Annotated in this window: 13 protein-coding genes; 12 read left to right on the plus strand and 1 reads right to left on the minus strand. The window is 76.8% G+C overall.

Going from position 1 to position 16,211, the window contains the following annotated elements:
• Positions 1–8 precede the first annotated feature (8 nt).
• Complete coding sequence (locus tag ACI79W_RS14100; protein ID WP_456562713.1) at positions 9–992, minus strand: AAA family ATPase; 984 nt, start codon at positions 990–992, stop codon at positions 9–11.
• Between the two features lie 224 nt (positions 993–1,216).
• Here ACI79W_RS14100 and mraZ point away from each other — a divergent pair, with 224 nt between their 5' ends.
• The 12 genes from mraZ (at position 1,217) to ACI79W_RS14160 (ending at position 15,989) form a co-directional block, all read left to right on the plus strand.
• The gene (gene mraZ, locus ACI79W_RS14105; protein ID WP_456562714.1) at positions 1,217–1,651 is read left to right on the plus strand and encodes a division/cell wall cluster transcriptional repressor MraZ; all 435 of its coding nucleotides are present in this window, start codon (positions 1,217–1,219) and stop codon (positions 1,649–1,651) included.
• Between the two features lie 436 nt (positions 1,652–2,087).
• On the plus strand, positions 2,088–3,083 hold the full coding sequence (gene rsmH, locus ACI79W_RS14110) for a 16S rRNA (cytosine(1402)-N(4))-methyltransferase RsmH (protein WP_456562715.1): 996 nt from the start codon (positions 2,088–2,090) through the stop codon (positions 3,081–3,083).
• Positions 3,080–3,667, plus strand: a complete 588-nt coding sequence (locus ACI79W_RS14115) for a hypothetical protein (RefSeq protein ID WP_456562716.1) — start codon at positions 3,080–3,082, stop codon at positions 3,665–3,667. Before rsmH ends, ACI79W_RS14115 begins: the two co-directional genes overlap by 4 nt.
• A 3-nt stretch (positions 3,668–3,670) precedes the next feature.
• Positions 3,671–5,518 carry a peptidoglycan D,D-transpeptidase FtsI family protein gene (locus ACI79W_RS14120; RefSeq protein ID WP_456562717.1) on the plus strand — a complete coding sequence of 616 codons (1,848 nt, stop codon included), beginning with the start codon at positions 3,671–3,673 and terminating at the stop codon, positions 5,516–5,518.
• 110 nt (positions 5,519–5,628) lie between these two features.
• A complete protein-coding gene (locus tag ACI79W_RS14125) occupies positions 5,629–7,185 on the plus strand; it encodes a UDP-N-acetylmuramoyl-L-alanyl-D-glutamate--2,6-diaminopimelate ligase (protein WP_456562718.1) in 1,557 nt (518 codons plus the stop codon).
• Complete coding sequence (locus ACI79W_RS14130; protein ID WP_456562719.1) at positions 7,182–8,573, plus strand: UDP-N-acetylmuramoyl-tripeptide--D-alanyl-D-alanine ligase; 1,392 nt, start codon at positions 7,182–7,184, stop codon at positions 8,571–8,573. Before ACI79W_RS14125 ends, ACI79W_RS14130 begins: the two co-directional genes overlap by 4 nt.
• On the plus strand, positions 8,570–9,649 hold the full coding sequence (gene mraY / locus ACI79W_RS14135) for a phospho-N-acetylmuramoyl-pentapeptide-transferase (RefSeq protein ID WP_456562720.1): 1,080 nt from the start codon (positions 8,570–8,572) through the stop codon (positions 9,647–9,649). The genes ACI79W_RS14130 and mraY overlap by 4 nt, the downstream gene beginning before the upstream one ends.
• On the plus strand, positions 9,646–11,088 hold the full coding sequence (gene murD / locus ACI79W_RS14140) for a UDP-N-acetylmuramoyl-L-alanine--D-glutamate ligase (protein ID WP_456562721.1): 1,443 nt from the start codon (positions 9,646–9,648) through the stop codon (positions 11,086–11,088). Before mraY ends, murD begins: the two co-directional genes overlap by 4 nt.
• Positions 11,085–12,614, plus strand: a complete 1,530-nt coding sequence (gene ftsW / locus ACI79W_RS14145) for a putative lipid II flippase FtsW (RefSeq protein ID WP_456562722.1) — start codon at positions 11,085–11,087, stop codon at positions 12,612–12,614. The genes murD and ftsW overlap by 4 nt, the downstream gene beginning before the upstream one ends.
• Entirely contained in the window at positions 12,611–13,723 is a 1,113-nt protein-coding gene (gene murG / locus ACI79W_RS14150) for an undecaprenyldiphospho-muramoylpentapeptide beta-N-acetylglucosaminyltransferase (RefSeq protein ID WP_456562723.1), read from the plus strand. The genes ftsW and murG overlap by 4 nt, the downstream gene beginning before the upstream one ends.
• Positions 13,720–15,177, plus strand: a complete 1,458-nt coding sequence (gene murC / locus ACI79W_RS14155) for a UDP-N-acetylmuramate--L-alanine ligase (protein ID WP_456562724.1) — start codon at positions 13,720–13,722, stop codon at positions 15,175–15,177. The genes murG and murC overlap by 4 nt, the downstream gene beginning before the upstream one ends.
• On the plus strand, positions 15,174–15,989 hold the full coding sequence (locus tag ACI79W_RS14160) for a cell division protein FtsQ/DivIB (protein WP_456562725.1): 816 nt from the start codon (positions 15,174–15,176) through the stop codon (positions 15,987–15,989). The genes murC and ACI79W_RS14160 overlap by 4 nt, the downstream gene beginning before the upstream one ends.
• Positions 15,990–16,211 lie beyond the last annotated feature (222 nt).

Raw genomic sequence — 16,211 nt, forward strand, 5'->3', positions numbered from 1 at the left:
GCGCACCCTCAGCGCCCGCGGAGGACCGGGACGGATGACACCAGCGCGGCCACGACCTGCTCGGCGGTGCGCCGGGCGACCACCGCCTCGCCGGCGAGCAGCAGCCGGTGGGCGAGCACCGGCACGGCCAGTGCCTGGACGTCGTCGGGGAGCACGTGGTCGCGCCCCTCCAGGGCGGCGGAGGCACGGGCGGCGCGCAGCAGCTGGAGGCCCGCGCGCGGCGAGGCGCCCAGCCGGAGGTCGGGGGAGCGGCGGGTGGCCTCGACCAGCGCGACGACGTACCGGCGCACGGCCTCGGCGACGTGCACCCGGCCCACCGCCGCCACCAGCGACCGGACGAGGGCGGCGTCGGCGACCGGGCGCAGCGCGGTGAGCGGGTCGGCCGTCGAGCGGTCGTCCAGCATGGCCAGCTCGGCGGCCGGGTCGGGGTACCCCATCGACACCCGGGCGGTGAACCGGTCCCGCTGGGCCTCGGGCAGCGGGTAGGTGCCCTCCATCTCCAGCGGGTTCTGCGTGGCCATGACGAGGAAGGGCCGGGCCAGCTCGTAGCTGACGCCGTCGACGGTGACCTGGCGCTCCTCCATGCACTCGAGCAGCGCCGACTGCGTCTTGGGGGAGGCCCGGTTGATCTCGTCGGCGACCACGACGTTGGCGAAGATCGCGCCGGGCTTGAACTCGAACGCCCGGGTCTCCTGGTCGTAGACGGCCACGCCCGTCACGTCGCTGGGCAGCAGGTCGGGCGTGAACTGGATGCGCCGCACGCTCGCGTCGATCGACCCGGCCAGCGCCTTGGCCAGCGTCGTCTTGCCGACCCCGGGGACGTCCTCGATGAGCAGGTGGCCTTCGGCCAGCAGCACGACCAGCGCCAGCCGGACGACGTGGTCCTTGCCCTGGACGACGCGGCCGATCGAGGCCGCGATGCGTGCGCCCTCCGCGGCGACGTCGACCGACGCATCGGCCGTCCCGTCGGCGGACCGTGTCGCCTCCGTCACCGCTCCACCGTACGTGCCCCGCGAGCCCCCGTCCCGGTCCGCGATCACGGGACCCGGCGCGACGGCGGCGGGCCGGCGACGCGGGGTGGGGGCGGTGGGTCACGACACGGCCTCAAGTGGTGGCCAGTGGGGGCTAGTGGGTTACTGTGTCGGCCGGTGGGGAGGCAGGGTCCCGTCCGGGGGAGCTGCAGAGCCATGGGAGGACCGATGCAGGGGGTGATCCGGTGTTCGTCGGCAGCTACCAGTTGCGCCTCGACGAGAAGGGCCGGCTCGCCCTCCCCGTCCGGTTCCGCGACCAGGTGGCCGACGGCATGGTGATCAAGAAAGGCCAGGAGCGCTGCATCTACGGCCTGACCATGGCCCGGGTCGCCGAGCAGAGCGCCGCGATGGCCGCCATGGCCCCGTCCGACACCGCCGCGGCGCGCATGCGCGCCCGCATGAGCTTCGGGTCGATGGTCGAGCTGGAGCCGGACAAGACCGGCCGCATCACCATCCCCGCCGGCCTGCGGGAGTACGCCCACCTGGACCGCGACGTGGTCGTGGTCGGCGTGGACACCCGCTTCGAGATCTGGGACGCCGCGACCTGGGAGGCCTACGTGGCCGAGCAGGAAGCCGCCTTCGCCGACATGGAGAGCGAGGGGATGCCGACGCTGTCGTGATCCCGGGAACGCCCCACCCGCTCCCACCGGCCCCCGCGCCGCACCGTTCCAGCCGTCTTCCCCGCGGCTCGACCGGCCCGGGCCCCAGCCGCCTTCCCCGCGGCTCGGTCCCACGACGGAGGACCGCACGGACCGGCGGGCACCTGCCGGCCCCCGCCGGCGGGGGGTGACCCACCGGCCCCGCGGGGCCCCACCTGGCGCTCTTCCCCGACGCCAGGCGGACCCGCGGGGCCGGACACCCCCGTGGATCCCAGGTCCCGCCGCCCCACTCCGCTCCACCGGCCCCACCGCGCCCCACCCGGGCTGTGCGCGTCCCACCCACCCCCTGCGCCCCACCCCGCCCGATCCCGCGCGCCCCGCGGCCGCCGTCCCCCTCCGGCCGGCCACGGCGCGGCACCATCGCGGGCAGGCCAGCCGACCCGAGAGGCAGCAGACGATGAGCAGCACCGGACCTGCCGCGGCCCCCGGGCCGGCGCAGCCCCCGGTGCACGTGCCGGTGCTGCTCGACCGCGTCGTGGACCTGCTCGGGCCCGCCTGCGCCGCCGACGGCGCCGTCCTGGTCGACGCCACGCTCGGGCTGGCCGGTCACACCCTCGCCATGCTCGAAGCGCACCCCGGGCTGCGCGTCGTGGGCCTGGACCGCGACCCGGAGGCGCGGGCCGAGGCCACCCGCCGGATCGAGGCCGCCGGCCACGCCGGGCGGGTGACGGTCGTGCCCGCGGTCTTCGACGAGCTCCCCGACGTGCTCGACCGCCTCGGGATCGACGAGGTCCAGGGCGTGCTGTTCGACCTGGGCGTCTCCTCCCTGCAGCTCGACCGGCCCGACCGCGGGTTCAGCTACTCCGCCGACGCCCCGCTGGACATGCGCATGGACCCCGGTGCGCCCCGGACGGCCGCCGACGTCGTCAACACCTACCCGCCGCGCGAGCTGGCCCGGGTGCTGCGGGTCTACGGCGAGGAGCGGTTCGCCTCCCGCATCGCCGCCGCCATCGACCGGGAACGCGCCCGCGAGCCGTTCACCGGCACCGCCCGGCTGGCCGAGCTCGTGCGCGAGGCCATCCCCGCGGCCACCCGGAGGACCGGTGGCCACCCCGCGAAGCGGACCTTCCAGGCGCTGCGCATCGAGGTCAACGACGAGCTCGGGGCGCTGGAGCGCGCCCTCCCCGCCGCGATCGAGGCGCTCGCCGTCGGCGGGCGCGTCGCCGTCATCACCTTCCACTCCTTGGAGGACCGGATCGTGAAGCAGACCCTGGCCGCGGGAGCGGTGGACCGCACCCCGCCGGACCTCCCGGTGCCGCTCCCCGAGCACGGCCCGGTGCTGCGGCTGCTCACCCGCGGCGGCGAGGCGCCCGGGCCGGAGGAGACGGCCGGCAACCCCCGCGCGGCATCGGCCCGGGTGCGGGCCGCCGAGCGCATCCGGCGGGCGGCATGACCCGCGCCGCCGCCGTGCGCACCAGCCCGTCCCGCACCGTGCCCGCCCGCACCGGGTCGACCCGCGCCACCGGCCCGGCGCCCCGCACCTCGCCGTCGGGGGTGCGCGGCACCGGCCGGGCCACGCCCCGCCCCGAGCTGCGGCTCGTGCCCACCGGTGCCGCCGCCCGGGCGCGCCGGCAGCCCCGCGACGCCGAGCGGTCGCGGAAGGCGCCGTTCGTCCTGCTGGTGGTGGGCCTGCTCGCGCTCACCACGCTCGGGCTGCTGGTGCTCAACACCGCCATCGCGGTCGACTCCCTCAAGGCGACCCAGATGCGAACCGAGAACGCCGCACGCGCGCAGGAGGTGCAGCGCCTGGAGCAGCTCGTCGTCGCCGGCGACACCCCCGCGGACGTGGCCCGGGCGGCCGAGGCCGCGGGGCTGGTCCCGGCCGGCGTCGCCGGCTACCTGGTGCTCGGGCGCGACGGGTCGACGGCGATGCGCGGCACGCCCGAGCCCGCGCCCGCGCCGGAGCCCCCGCCCGCGCCGGAGCCCGCACCCGCGCCCCCGTCCGGGGCCGGCCCCGCCCCCGAGGGCGGGAACTGACCCGTGGCCAGCAGCGTCCGCGGTCCCGGTGCCCGGACCCCCCGCCCGAGCTCGGCGGGGCGGTCCGGCGGCGGGCCGTTCGTCTCCCGCCGCGCCCCCGGCACCCGCCGCAGCACCGGGGCCGGCCTGTCGGTCGAGCAGCGCGGCCGCCGCAACCGGTGGGGCCTGATCGTCCTGGTCGCCCTGCTGGTGCTGGTCGTCGGGCGGCTGGTCGTGCTGCAGGGCATCGACGGCGCCGCCTACGCCAGCGCGGCGGAGCAGGACCGCCTGCGCACCATCCCGCTGGCGGCGATCCGCGGCCAGATCCTCGACCGCGACGGCAACCCGCTCGCCTACACGGTCGACGCCTCCAAGGTGGTCGCCGACCCGACGGTCGTCCGCGACCCGGCGCGCACCGCGCTGGCGCTGACCACCCTCCTCGACGTGCCCGTGCCCGAGCTCACCGAGAAGCTCTCCGAGGACAGCCGCTACGTCGTCCTGGCCACCCAGCAGGCCCCCGAGACGGCCGACGCCGTGGAGGCGCTCGAGCTCGCCGGCGTCTACCTCCGGGACGACCCGGTGCGGCTCTACCCGGTGGGCGCCGTGGGCGGACAGGTGGTCGGCTTCGTCGGGCGCGAGGGCACCGGGCTCGCCGGCATCGAGCAGGTCTTCGAGGAGGAGCTCTCGGGGACCGCGGGCCAGCGGACCGTGGAGGTCGGCAGCGGCGGGCACCCCATCCCGTCGGGCATCGACGAGGTGACCGAGGCCGTGGACGGCCGCGACGTCACCCTCACCCTCGACGAGGACCTGCAGTACGTCACCGAGGAGCGGCTGGCCCAGGCGTGCGGTGACGGCGCCACCACCCGGGCCTCGGCCGTGGTCCTGGAGGTCGCGACCGGGCGCGTCGCAGCCATGGCGTCCTGCCCCGGCTACGACCCCGGCAGCTACTCCACGACCGACCCGGACCTGCTGGGCAACCCCGTGGTGAGCGACGTGTTCGAGCCCGGTTCGGTCATGAAGGCGGTGACCCTCGCGGCCGCCGTCGAGGAGGGGCACGCCACCCCGGACCGCGTCATGACGGTCGACGGGCACATCGAGGCCGGCGACCGGGTGGTCACCGACGCCCACGACCACGACCCGATCGACTGGACGGTCACCGGCATCCTCGCCAAGTCCAGCAACGTGGGGACGATCATGCTGGCCCGCGAGGTGGGCGACGAGAAATTGGAGGAGTACCTGCGCGCCTTCGGCGTCGGCGAGAAGACCGGGATCGAGCTCCCCGGCGAGAGCCGCGGCATCCTGCAGGACTCCGCGGAGTGGAGCGGGGTGCGGGCAGCCAACGTGGCGATCGGCCAAGGCGTCTCGGTGACCACGTTGCAGATGGCCTCGATCTACCAGGCGATCGCCAACGGGGGCGTCCGGGTGGAACCCCGGATCGTGCAGTCCGTGACCGGCGCCGACGGCCGCGCCGCGGAGACCTTCGAGCCCGCCCGCACGCGTGTCGTCAGCGAGTCCACCGCCGAGCAGATGGCCTACATGCTCGAGGCGGTCGTCGGCCCCGGCGGCACCGCGCCGCTGGCCCAGATCGAGGGGTTCCGGGTGGCGGGCAAGACCGGCACCGCGCAGCGCGCCAATCCTGAGTGCAACTGCTACGCCGGGGGCGGCTACGTGACCACCTTCGTCGGCTTCGCGCCGGCCGACGACCCGCAGTACGTCGTCGCCGTGGACCTGGAGCGGCCCACCAGCTCCGCGGAGGGCGGGCAGGTCGCCGCGCCCGTGTTCGCCGACGTCATGCGGGCGGCGCTCATGGCCGACGGCGTCGTGCCCTCCGGCACCGCGCGCCCCGAGTTCCGCCTCACCGGCGCCCCCTGAGCCAGAACCCCGCTGCGCCCCACCGCTCGCACACCCGCGGCGGGGCCCTGCAGCGGCGCCCGGGCGCGGTGACGCCGTGCCGACATCCCCCGCCGGTAGATTGGAGCCCCGTGACCCCGACCGACCCCGGGACGGCCCCGCGGCCCACGGGGAACCGCCCGCTCCCGCTCGCCGAGCTGGCCGACCTGATCGGCCTCCCCGAGGGCCCCGGCGCCGACGTCCCGGTCTCCGGCGTCACCCTGGCCTCCGGCGAGGTGGGCCCCGGCTTCCTCTACGCCGCCCTGCCGGGCGCCCGCACGCACGGCGTGCGCTTCGCCGCCGATGCCGTGGCGCGCGGGGCCGTCGCGCTGCTCACCGACCCGACCGGCCGCGCGGACGCGCTGGCGACGGGGCTGCCGGTCTGCGTCGTCGAGGCGCCGCGCCAGGTGCTCGGCGCGGTCGCCGACCGGGTCTACGGCGAGCCCAGCCGGCGGCTCGCCGTCCTCGGCATCACCGGCACCAACGGCAAGACGACGACGAGCTACCTGGTCGAGGCGGGGCTGGCCGCCGCCGGCCGGGCCACCGGCCTGATCGGCACGGTGCAGGCACGCACCCGCGCCGCGGACGGCACCGTCACGGCGCTGCCGAGCATCCGCACCACGCCCGAGGCCCCGGCGCTGCACGCGCTGCTGGCCGGCATGGCCGACGCCGGGGTGGACGCCGTGGTCATGGAGGTCTCCAGCCACGCCCTGGTGCAGGGCCGGGTGGGCGGCGTGCGCTTCGCCGCGGCCGGCTTCACCAACCTGGGCCGCGACCACCTGGACTTCCACCGCGACATGGAGGACTACTTCCAGGCCAAGGCGCTGCTCTTCGACGGCCGTGCCGCGGCCGAGGTCGTCGACGTCGACGACCCGTACGGGCGCCGGCTGGTCGAGCGGGCCGGCCGCCCGCGCCCGGTCACCGTCGCCGTCAGCGACGGGGCGGCAGCCGACTGGACCGCCTCGGACGTGGCCACGGCCCCCGGGGGTGGCTCGACCTTCACCCTGCACGGGCCCGGCGGCCGCAGCTGGCCGGCGCGCCTGCGGCTGCCCGGGCGGTTCAACGTGGCCAACGCCGTGCTGGCCGTGGCGCTGCTGGACGCGGTCGGCGTCGCCGTCGAGGACGCGGTCGCAGGGCTCGCCGCGACCGTGGTCCCGGGGCGCATGGAGCCGGTGGACGCGGGGCAGCCGTTCGTCGCCGTCGTCGACTACGCGCACACCCCCGACGCCGTGCGGACCGCCCTCGCCGCCCTGCGCGAGGCGACCTCCGGTCGGCTGATCGCGGTCCTGGGGTGCGGCGGTGACCGCGACCCGGGCAAGCGCCCGGAGATGGGCCGGGTGGCGGCCGAGGGCAGCGACGTCCTCGTGGTCACCGACGACAACCCGCGCTCGGAGGACCCCGCGGCGATCCGGGCCGCGGTGCTGGCCGGTACCCGGGAGGTGCCGGCCGGCCGGCGCGCCGAGGTCGTGGAGATCGGCGACCGCCGGGCCGCGCTGGCGGCCGCGGTGGAGCTGGCCCGTGCGGGCGACACACTCCTCGTGGCCGGCAAGGGGCACGAGACGGGCCAGGAGGTCGCCGGCACGGTGCACCCGTTCGACGACCGCGCCCAGCTGCGCGAGGTCCTCGCCGCGTCGGGGACGCCGGCATGATCCGCCTCTCGCTGGACGAGGTGGCCGAGCTCGCCGGGGGCCGGATCGAGGGGCCGCCGGACGGCGCGGTCACGGGCACGGTGACCCTGGACTCGCGGGCCGTCGCCGCCGGGGACCTCTTCGTCGCCGTGGCGGGGGAGCGGGCCGACGGCCACGACTTCCTCGGCGCGGCGGCGGGCGCCGGTGCGGTCGCCGCGCTGGTCACCCGCCCGGACCCGGCGCTGCCGTGCGTCGTCGTCGAGGACACGGTGGTGGCGCTGGGCCGGCTGGCCGCCGGCGTGCACGCGCGGCTGACCGCCGGCGGCGTGCGCAGCCTGGCGATCACCGGCTCCTCGGGCAAGACGTCGACCAAGGACCTCCTGGGCCAGGTGCTCGCCACGGCCGGGCCCACGGTCAGCCCCCCGGGGTCCTACAACAACGACATCGGCCTGCCGCTGACCGTGCTCGCGGCCGACGCCGGCACCCGGTTCCTCGTCCTGGAGATGGGCGCCCGCGGACCGGGCCACATCGCCCGGCTGTGCCGGGTGGCCCGACCCGAGGTGGGCGTGGTCCTCAACGTGGGGTCGGCCCACCTGGGTGAGTTCGGCAGCGCCGACGGCATCGCGCAGGCCAAGGGGGAGCTCGTCGAGGCGCTGCCCGCCGAGGGCACCGCGGTCCTCAACGCCGACGACGCGCGGGTCCTGGGCATGGCTCCCCGCACCCGCGCGCGGGTGCTCACCACCGGTCGCGGTGAGCAGGCGGCGGTCCGGGCCGTCGACGTCGAGCTCGACGGGAGCGCGCGCGCCCGCTTCACGCTCGTCGCCGGCGGCGAGCGCCACCCCGTGGCGCTGCGGGTCGTCGGCGCGCACCAGGTCGACAACGCGCTGTCGGCGGCGGGCGCCGCGCTGGCGGTCGGCCTGACCCCGGCCGCCGTGGCGGCGGCGCTGTCCGGCGCGGAGCCGCGCAGCCGCTGGCGCATGGAGATCGACCGGCGCGCCGACGGGGTGACCGTCGTCAACGACGCCTACAACGCCAACCCCGAGTCGATGCGCGCCGCCCTCGCCGCCCTCGCCGGGCTCGCCGGGACCCGGCGCATCGCCGTCCTCGGGGGCATGGCCGAGCTCGGCCCGGACGCGGGCGCCGAGCACGAGCGGCTCGGCCGCGACGCGGTCGCCGCGGGGGTCGACCTGGTCGTTGCGGTCGGCGCCGATGCGGTAGGCATAGCCGGAGGTGCGTCCGCCGCGGGGCGGCGCGCAGGAGAGGAGTCGGTGCACGTGCCGGACCGGGCCGCTGCCCTGGCGTTGCTGCAGGAGGTGCTGCGACCTGGTGACGTCGTCCTCGTGAAGGCCAGCCGGGCCCACGGCCTGGAGCTCCTGGCGGCCGACCTGCTGGGTGGTGCCGCGCAGTGAGGAGCGTCCTCATCGCGGCGGCGGTCGGCCTGATCGTCTCCATCCTGATGACGCCGCTGGCCATCCGGGCGTTCCGCCGGCAGGGCCTGGGCCAGGAGATCCGCGACGACGGCCCCGAGAGCCACCTCTCGAAGAAGGGCACGCCCACCATGGGCGGCACCGTCATCGTCGGCGCCACCGTGATCGGGTACCTCGCCGCGCACCTGGTGTTCGTCGGTGAGTCCGGGTGGGGGTTCAGCGCCACGGGGCTGCTGCTGCTGTTCCTGATGGTCGGCATGGGCACGGTCGGCTTCCTGGACGACTACCTGAAGATCCGGCACCGGCGCAGCCTGGGCCTCAACAAGACGGCGAAGCTGGTCGGCCAGCTGGTCGTCGGCGTGACCTTCGCCGTCCTGGCGATCAACTTCCCCAACGACGACGGCGTGGAGCCCGCCTCCACCGTCGTCTCCTACGTCCGCGACATCGCGCCGCTGGCCCTCGGGCCGATCGCGTTCGTCATCCTGGCCTACCTGTTCATCGCCGGGTTCTCCAACGCCGTGAACCTCACCGACGGGCTGGACGGGCTGGCCGCCGGGGCCTCGGCGATGGTGCTCGCCTCCTACATCGTCATCTCCTTCTGGCAGTTCACCCACGACTGCGCCAACGAGCTGATCGAGGGCTGCTACACCGTCCGCGACCCGCTGGACGTCACCCTCGTCGCGGCGGCGGGGATGGGCGCGTGCCTGGGCTTCCTGTGGTGGAACACCAGCCCGGCGCGCATCTTCATGGGCGACACCGGCTCGCTCGCGCTCGGCGGCCTTCTCTCCGGCCTGGCCATCGTCACCCGGACCGAGCTGCTGCTGGTCGTCCTCGGCGGCCTGTTCGTCGCGGTGACGCTGTCGGTGATCATCCAGGTGGCGTTCTTCCGCGCCACCCGCCGCCGGGTCTTCCGCATGGCGCCGCTGCACCACCACTTCGAGCTCGCCGGCTGGACCGAGAACACCGTGATCGTGCGGTTCTGGCTGGTCACCGGCATGGCGGTCGCGTTCGGTCTCGGCCTGTTCTACGCCGACTGGCTGGGCTTCGTGGGCCTGTGACCGGGTCCACGTCGCCCGTCTCGGGGCGCACCGTCCTCGTCGCCGGGCTCGGCGTCTCCGGCGCGGCCGCCGCCCGGGTGCTGATGGCCGCCGGGGCCCGGGTGCTGCTGACCGACGCCGCCCGGCCCGGGACGGTCGACGAGCTCACCGGCGCGGGCGCGGAGTGGCTGGGTGCGGTGGACGAGCTCCCCGGCAGCGCGGACCTCGTCGTCACCTCCCCGGGCTGGCGCCCCGACGCACCGCTGCTCGTGGACGCCGCCGCGCGCGGGGTGGAGGTCGTCGGCGAGCCCGAGCTGGCGTGGCGGCTCCGCGGCGCCGGGCCCGACGGCGCCCCGGCGCCGTGGCTCGCCGTCACGGGGACCAACGGCAAGACGACGACGGTGACCATGCTCGAAGCGATCCTGCTCGCGGCCGGCCGCCGGGCCGTCGCCGCGGGCAACGTCGGCCGGCCCCTGGTCGAGGTGGTCACCGCCCGCGACGAGGACGGCGCCCCGTCCTACGACGCGATCGCGGTCGAGCTCTCCAGCTTCCAGCTGCACTGGTCCTCCTCGCTGGCCCCGGCCGCCGCCGCGGTGCTCAACGTCGCCGACGACCACACCGACTGGCACGGCTCCTTCGCCGCCTACCGCGACGCGAAGGCCCGCATCCTCGAGCGCGCTCCCGTCGCCGTCGCCGACGCGGGTGACGCCGTCGCGTCCGGCCTGGTGGCAGGGCACCCGCGGCCGGTGACGGTCACCCTCGGCGAGCCGGCCCCGGGCCAGCTGGGCGTCCGCGACGGCGTCCTGGTCGACCGCGCCTTCGCCGACGACCCGGCGGGGGAGGTGCTGCTCGAGCGCGACCGGCTGACGGTCCCGGGCCCGCACAACGTCGTCAACGCCCTGGCGGCCGCGGCCCTGGCGCGTTCGGTCGGGGTGCCGGCGGAGGCGGTGGCGCGGGGGCTGGCGGGCTTCTCCGGTGGCGCCCACCGCAACGCCCTCGTCGCCACGGTCGACGGCGTGGACTACGTCGACGACAGCAAGGCCACCAACCCGCACGCGGCCGGGGCGTCGCTCGCGGCGTACCCGCGGGTGGTGTGGATCGCCGGCGGGCTGCTCAAGGGCGCCGACGTCGACCCGCTGGTGGCCGCGGTGGCGCCCCGGCTGGCCGGAGTCGTCCTGCTCGGGCGCGATCGCGCCGTGGTGGCCGGCTCGCTGGCGCGACACGCCCCGTCGGTGCCGGTGGTGGAGGTCCCGAGCGGCGACGATGGCGGGATGGACGGGACGGGTGTGACAGCAGAGGCGACGATCACCCGGGTCGTCGCCGCCGCCGCCGGGCTGGCCCGGCCCGGCGACACCGTGCTGCTGGCGCCGGCGGCCGCCTCCATGGACGTCTTCCGTGACTACGCGCACCGCGGCCGCGCCTTCGCCGACGCGGTGCGCGCGCTGGGGGCGGGGCGATGACCACCGCGGAACGGCCGCTGCGCGAGGCGCGCGCCGCCCGCGGGCGCAGCCGCCCCGCGGCACCGCGCACCCCGCAGCGGCGCTGGACGGGCCCCGCCTGGCTCGACGGGCCGCTGACCAGCTGCCACCTGGTGCTGGGCGCCGCCGGGCTGCTGCTGCTCATCGGGCTGGTCATGGTCTTCTCGGCCTCCGCCATCGAGGCGGCGCTGGCCGACGAGCCGGCGTGGGCCCCCGGTGTCAAGCAGCTGGTGCTGGCCTGCATCGGGCTGGCCGCGATGGTGGTCGCGATGCGGCTGCCGGTGGGTCTCGTCCGGCGCTGGTCGCCGGTCGCGCTGCTCGTCGTGGTCGGCCTGCTGGTGCTCGTGCTCATCCCGGGCATCGGCCTGGAGCGCAACGGCGCCCGGCAGTGGATCCCGCTGGGCGTCACCGACTTCCAGCCGTCCGAGGCCGGCAAGCTCGTGTTCGCGCTCTGGGGCGCGCACGTCGTCGCGCTGCGCGAGCGCTACCTGACGACGACGTCGCTGCTCGTACCGGTGCTCCCGGTCTTCGTGCTGCTCTCGGGGTTGCTGATCCTCGAGCCGGACTTCGGCGGGGTGGTGAGCCTGGGCCTGGTGCTGGTCGGCCTGCTCTGGGCCGGCGGCATGCCGATGCGCTGGTTCGGCGCCTTCGCGGGCGTCGCGATCGCCGCGATGGTGGTCATGGTGCAGGCGGCGCCCTACCGCATGGCGCGGATCACCGCGTTCCTCGACCCCTTCGCCGACCCCGACCACACCGGTTTCCAGGCGATCCGCGGCATGTACGCGCTGGCCACCGGCGGCCTCTGGGGCGTCGGCCTGGGCAACAGCGCCATGAAGTGGAACATCCTGCCGGAGGCGGAGTCCGACTACATCTTCGCGATCATCGGCGAGGAGCTGGGGTTCCTCGGCTGCCTGGTGGTGGTCACCCTCTACGGCGTCCTGGCCTACGCCGGCTTCCGCATCGCCCGTCGCTCGGCCGACCGCTTCGTCCAGCTCGCCTGCGTCGCGATCACCGTGTGGCTCATCGGCCAGGCGACCATGAACATGGGGTACGTGGTGGGCCTGCTCCCGGTGACCGGTGTGACCCTCCCGCTGATCTCGGCGGGGGGCACCTCGCTGATCCTCACGCTCTTCATCGTCGGGTTGCTGGCCCGGTTCGCCCGCTCGGAGCCGGCTGCCATCGAAGCCCTGCGCACGGCCGAGCGGGGCCGCCTGGCCCGGCTGCTCGCGCCGGCCCCGACGGTGGCGGTGGACCAGGTCCGGCCCCGGCGGTTCCCCGCGGCCGACGCCCCCGAGCGCCCCGTCGTCGGCGGCGCCCGCACGCTGCTGCACGCCCGCGGCGCCGAGCCCCGCCGGTCGCCGGCGCCCGCCCCGGCCGCGCGGGCCGGCGCGCCGGCGCGGCCCCGCCCCGCCTCCCGGACGGGCGCGCCCCTCCGGGAGCAGGCGGGCACCGGCACCCCCCGCCAGCGGCCGGTCGCCCCGCGCGGCCGCCCCGGGAGCCAGCGGTGAGGGACGTCCGGTCGGTCGTCCTCGCCGGTGGCGGCACCGGGGGGCACATCGAGCCGATGCTCGCCCTCGCCGACGCCCTCCGGCGGCGCGACCCCGCGCTCCGGCTGACCTGCCTGGGCACGGCCCGCGGTATGGAGACCCGGCTGGTGCCCGCGCGGGGCTACGACCTGCGCCTGATCCCGCCCGTGCCGCTGCCGCGGAAGCCCACGCCGGACCTGCTGCGCGTGCCGGGCCGGGTGCGCCGCTCGGTGGCGGAGACGCGGGCGCTGCTCGAGGAGCTGCGCGCCGACGTCGTCGTCGGCTTCGGCGGCTACGTCGCGCTGCCGGCCTACCTCGCCGCGCGGCGGGCGGGGATCGGGCGGGCGGGGATACCGATCGTCGTGCACGAGCAGAACGCGCTGCCCGGGCTGGCCAACCGCATCGGCGCCCGCCTCGCGGCCCGTGTCACCGTGACCGTGCCCGGCACGCCGCTGCACCGCGGCGAGCACGTCGGCATGCCGCTGCGCCGGTCCATCTCCTCCCTCGACCGGGCGGCGCGCCGGGCCGAGGCCCGCGCCGAGTTCGGCCTGGATGCCGACCGTCCGACGCTGCTGGTGTTCGGCGGGTCCCAGGGCGCCGCCTCGCTCAACCGCGCCGCCGTCGGTGCGGCCGGCGCCCTCAGCGCGGCGGGCGTGCAGGTGCTGCACGCCCGGGGGCCGAAGAACACCGACGTCGTCGTGCCGGCGCGGGCAGCCGGCGAGCCGCCCTACGTCCTGGTCGACTACCTGGAGCGGATGGACCTCGCCTACGCCGCGGCCGACCTGGCGCTGTGCCGCTCGGGAGCGGTCACCGTCGCCGAGCTCTCCGCGGTGGGCCTGCCGGCGGCCTTCGTCCCGCTGCCCATCGGCAACGGGGAGCAGCGGCGGAACGCCCTGCCGGTGATCGAGGCCGGCGGTGGCCTCCTCGTGGAGGACGCCGACCTGGACCCCGCCTGGATCACCAAGACCCTGCTCCCGCTGCTCACCGACCCGGCCGCCCTGGCGGGGCTGGCCCGCCACGCCGCCGCGGCCGGCGTCCCGGACGCCGACGAGCGGCTGGCCGACATCGTCTGCGAGGTGGCGAGCACGTGAGCGCCGACTCCGTCGCGGCCTGGACCGGTCCGGTGCCCTCGCTGCCCGAGCTGGGGGCCGTGCACTTCATCGGGATCGGTGGTGCCGGCATGAGCGGCATCGCCCGCATCCTGCTGGCCCGCGGCGTGCAGGTGTCCGGCTCCGACCGCCGGGACGGCCCCACGCTGCTGGCCCTGCGTGCCCTGGGCGCGCGGGTCGAGGTCGGCCACGACGGCGCCCACGTGGGGGACGCCGCCACCGTGGTGGTCTCCACGGCGATCCGGGCGGACAACCCCGAGCTCGTCGCCGCCCGGGAGCGCGGGCTGCGCGTGCTGCCCCGGGCGGTCGCCCTGGCCGCGGTCATGGCCGGCCGGCGGAGCATCGCCGTGGCGGGCACGCACGGGAAGACCTCGACCACCTCGATGCTCACCGTCGCCGTCCAGGCGTGCGGTGTCGACGCCTCGTTCGCCATCGGCGGCAACCTGAACGAGTCGGGCAGCAACGCGCACGCGGGGGAGGGGGACGTCTTCGTCGCCGAGGCCGACGAGAGCGACCGCTCGTTCCTGCTGCTCTCGCCGTTCGCCGCGATCGTCACCAACGTCGAGGCCGACCACCTCGACAACTACGGCGACCTCGCGGCGGTCGAGGCTGCCTTCGACCGGTTCCTGCAGACGGTGGACCCCGCCGGCTTCGTCGTGCTGTGCGCCGACGACCCGGGCGCCGCCCGGTTGGCGGGGGTCCCCGGCCCGGCGCGGGTGCGCACCTACGGCACCGCCGAGGGCGCCGACCTGCGCATGCTCGACCTCGAGGTGGGCCGGGAGCACACCTCCTGGACCGCGGTGCTGGACGGCACCGAGCTCGGCCGGGTGCAGATCCGGGTGCCGGGCGAGCACATGGCGCGCAACAGCGCCGCGGCGCTGCTGGCCGGTCTGGAGCTGGGGCTGCCCGCGCGCGGCCTCGTGGACGGGCTGGCGCGGTTCGGCGGGGTGCACCGGCGGTTCGAGCTCAAGGGGACCGCCGGGGGCGTGCGGGTCTACGACGACTACGCCCACCACCCGACGGAGGTCGCCGCGCAGCTGCGTGCCGCCCGCGCGGTGGCCGGGGACGGGCGGCTCGTCGTCGCCTTCCAACCGCACCTCTACAGCCGCACCCAGGAGTTCGCCGAGGGGTTCGGCGCGGCGCTCGGCCTGGCCGACGAGGTCGTGGTGATGGACGTCTACGGCGCACGCGAGGACCCCGTCCCCGGCGTGACGGGCGCGATGGTGGCCGACGCCGTCCCGCTGCCCGCCGAGCAGGTGCACTTCGAGCCGTCCTGGTCGGCGGCGGGGCCCGCGCTGGCCGCCCGCGCGCGCCCGGGCGACCTGGTCATGACGATGGGGGCCGGCGACGTCTCCATGGTGGGGCCGGAGGTGCTCGACGCCCTCCGCGCCGGCGAGCCGGGCGGGGAGGGCGACGCGCCGGACGCCGGGCGGTGAACCGCACCGGCAGCACCACCCGCGATCGGACCCGGCGCGGCCGCGGCCCGGGGGAGCGCCGGTCCGCCGACCGCCGGAGCGCGCGGGTCACCCCGCTACCCGCCCGGCGTCCGGCGCGGCGGCGCACCCGGCAGCGCCGGTCGCTCCAGGCCACGGCAGCGCTGACCGTCGTCGCGGCGATCGGCTGGCTGCTCTGGCTGGGCCCGTGGCTCGCCGTCCGCACGGTGCAGGTGGACGGCACGGCGACCCTGACGGCCGAGCGCGTGCAGGAGGTCGCCCAGGTGCCCGAGGGGGCGCCGCTGCTCCGGGTGGACCTCGCCGCGGTCGAGGACCGGGTGGCCCGGCTGCCGCAGGTGCGCGACGTGCAGGCGGCCCGCGGCTGGCCGGACAGGATCGTGATCACGGTCGCCGAGCGGGTCCCGGTGGCGGTCGTCGGCCCACCCGGGCGGCGGTCGCTGGTCGACGCCGAGGGCGTGCTGTTCGACACCGTCACCGGTGACGCCCCGCGCGGCGTCGTGCCGCTGAGCGTCTCCGACCCGGCACCGGACGACCCGGCCACCGCCGCCGGCCTCGCCGCGATCCGCGCGCTCCCCGGGCAGCTGCGGGAGGACGTCGTGGAGGTCGCCGCGCCCGATCCGCAGTCGATCACCCTCACCCTGGCCGACGGCACGGCGGTGGTCTGGGGCGACGCCGGGGAGTCGGCGACCAAGGCGCAGGTGCTGGTCGCGCTGCTCGACCGGATCGACGACGGCGAGCTGGAGCCGGCCGACCTCGTCGACGTCAGCGCACCCGGCGCCGTCGTCCTGCGCTGACCCGGCCGTCCACCGGTCGCGCTCGGTGGCGGCGCGGGTGCGCACCGGCCTGGGACGGGGGGCCGCGCGACACGCCGTCGTGCGCGACACGCCCGACACGCGCCTGAGGCAGGGATCTTTCTGCGGATGCCCGCCGGCCGTGCCTGGATGACGGGATGAGACGTTCCCGGCGCGAGTCGTCACAGCCAGTGGTGCAGATGTGACCAACGGGTCGTCGGAGTC

The sequence above is a fragment of the Blastococcus sp. SYSU DS0533 genome (assembly GCF_054050775.1).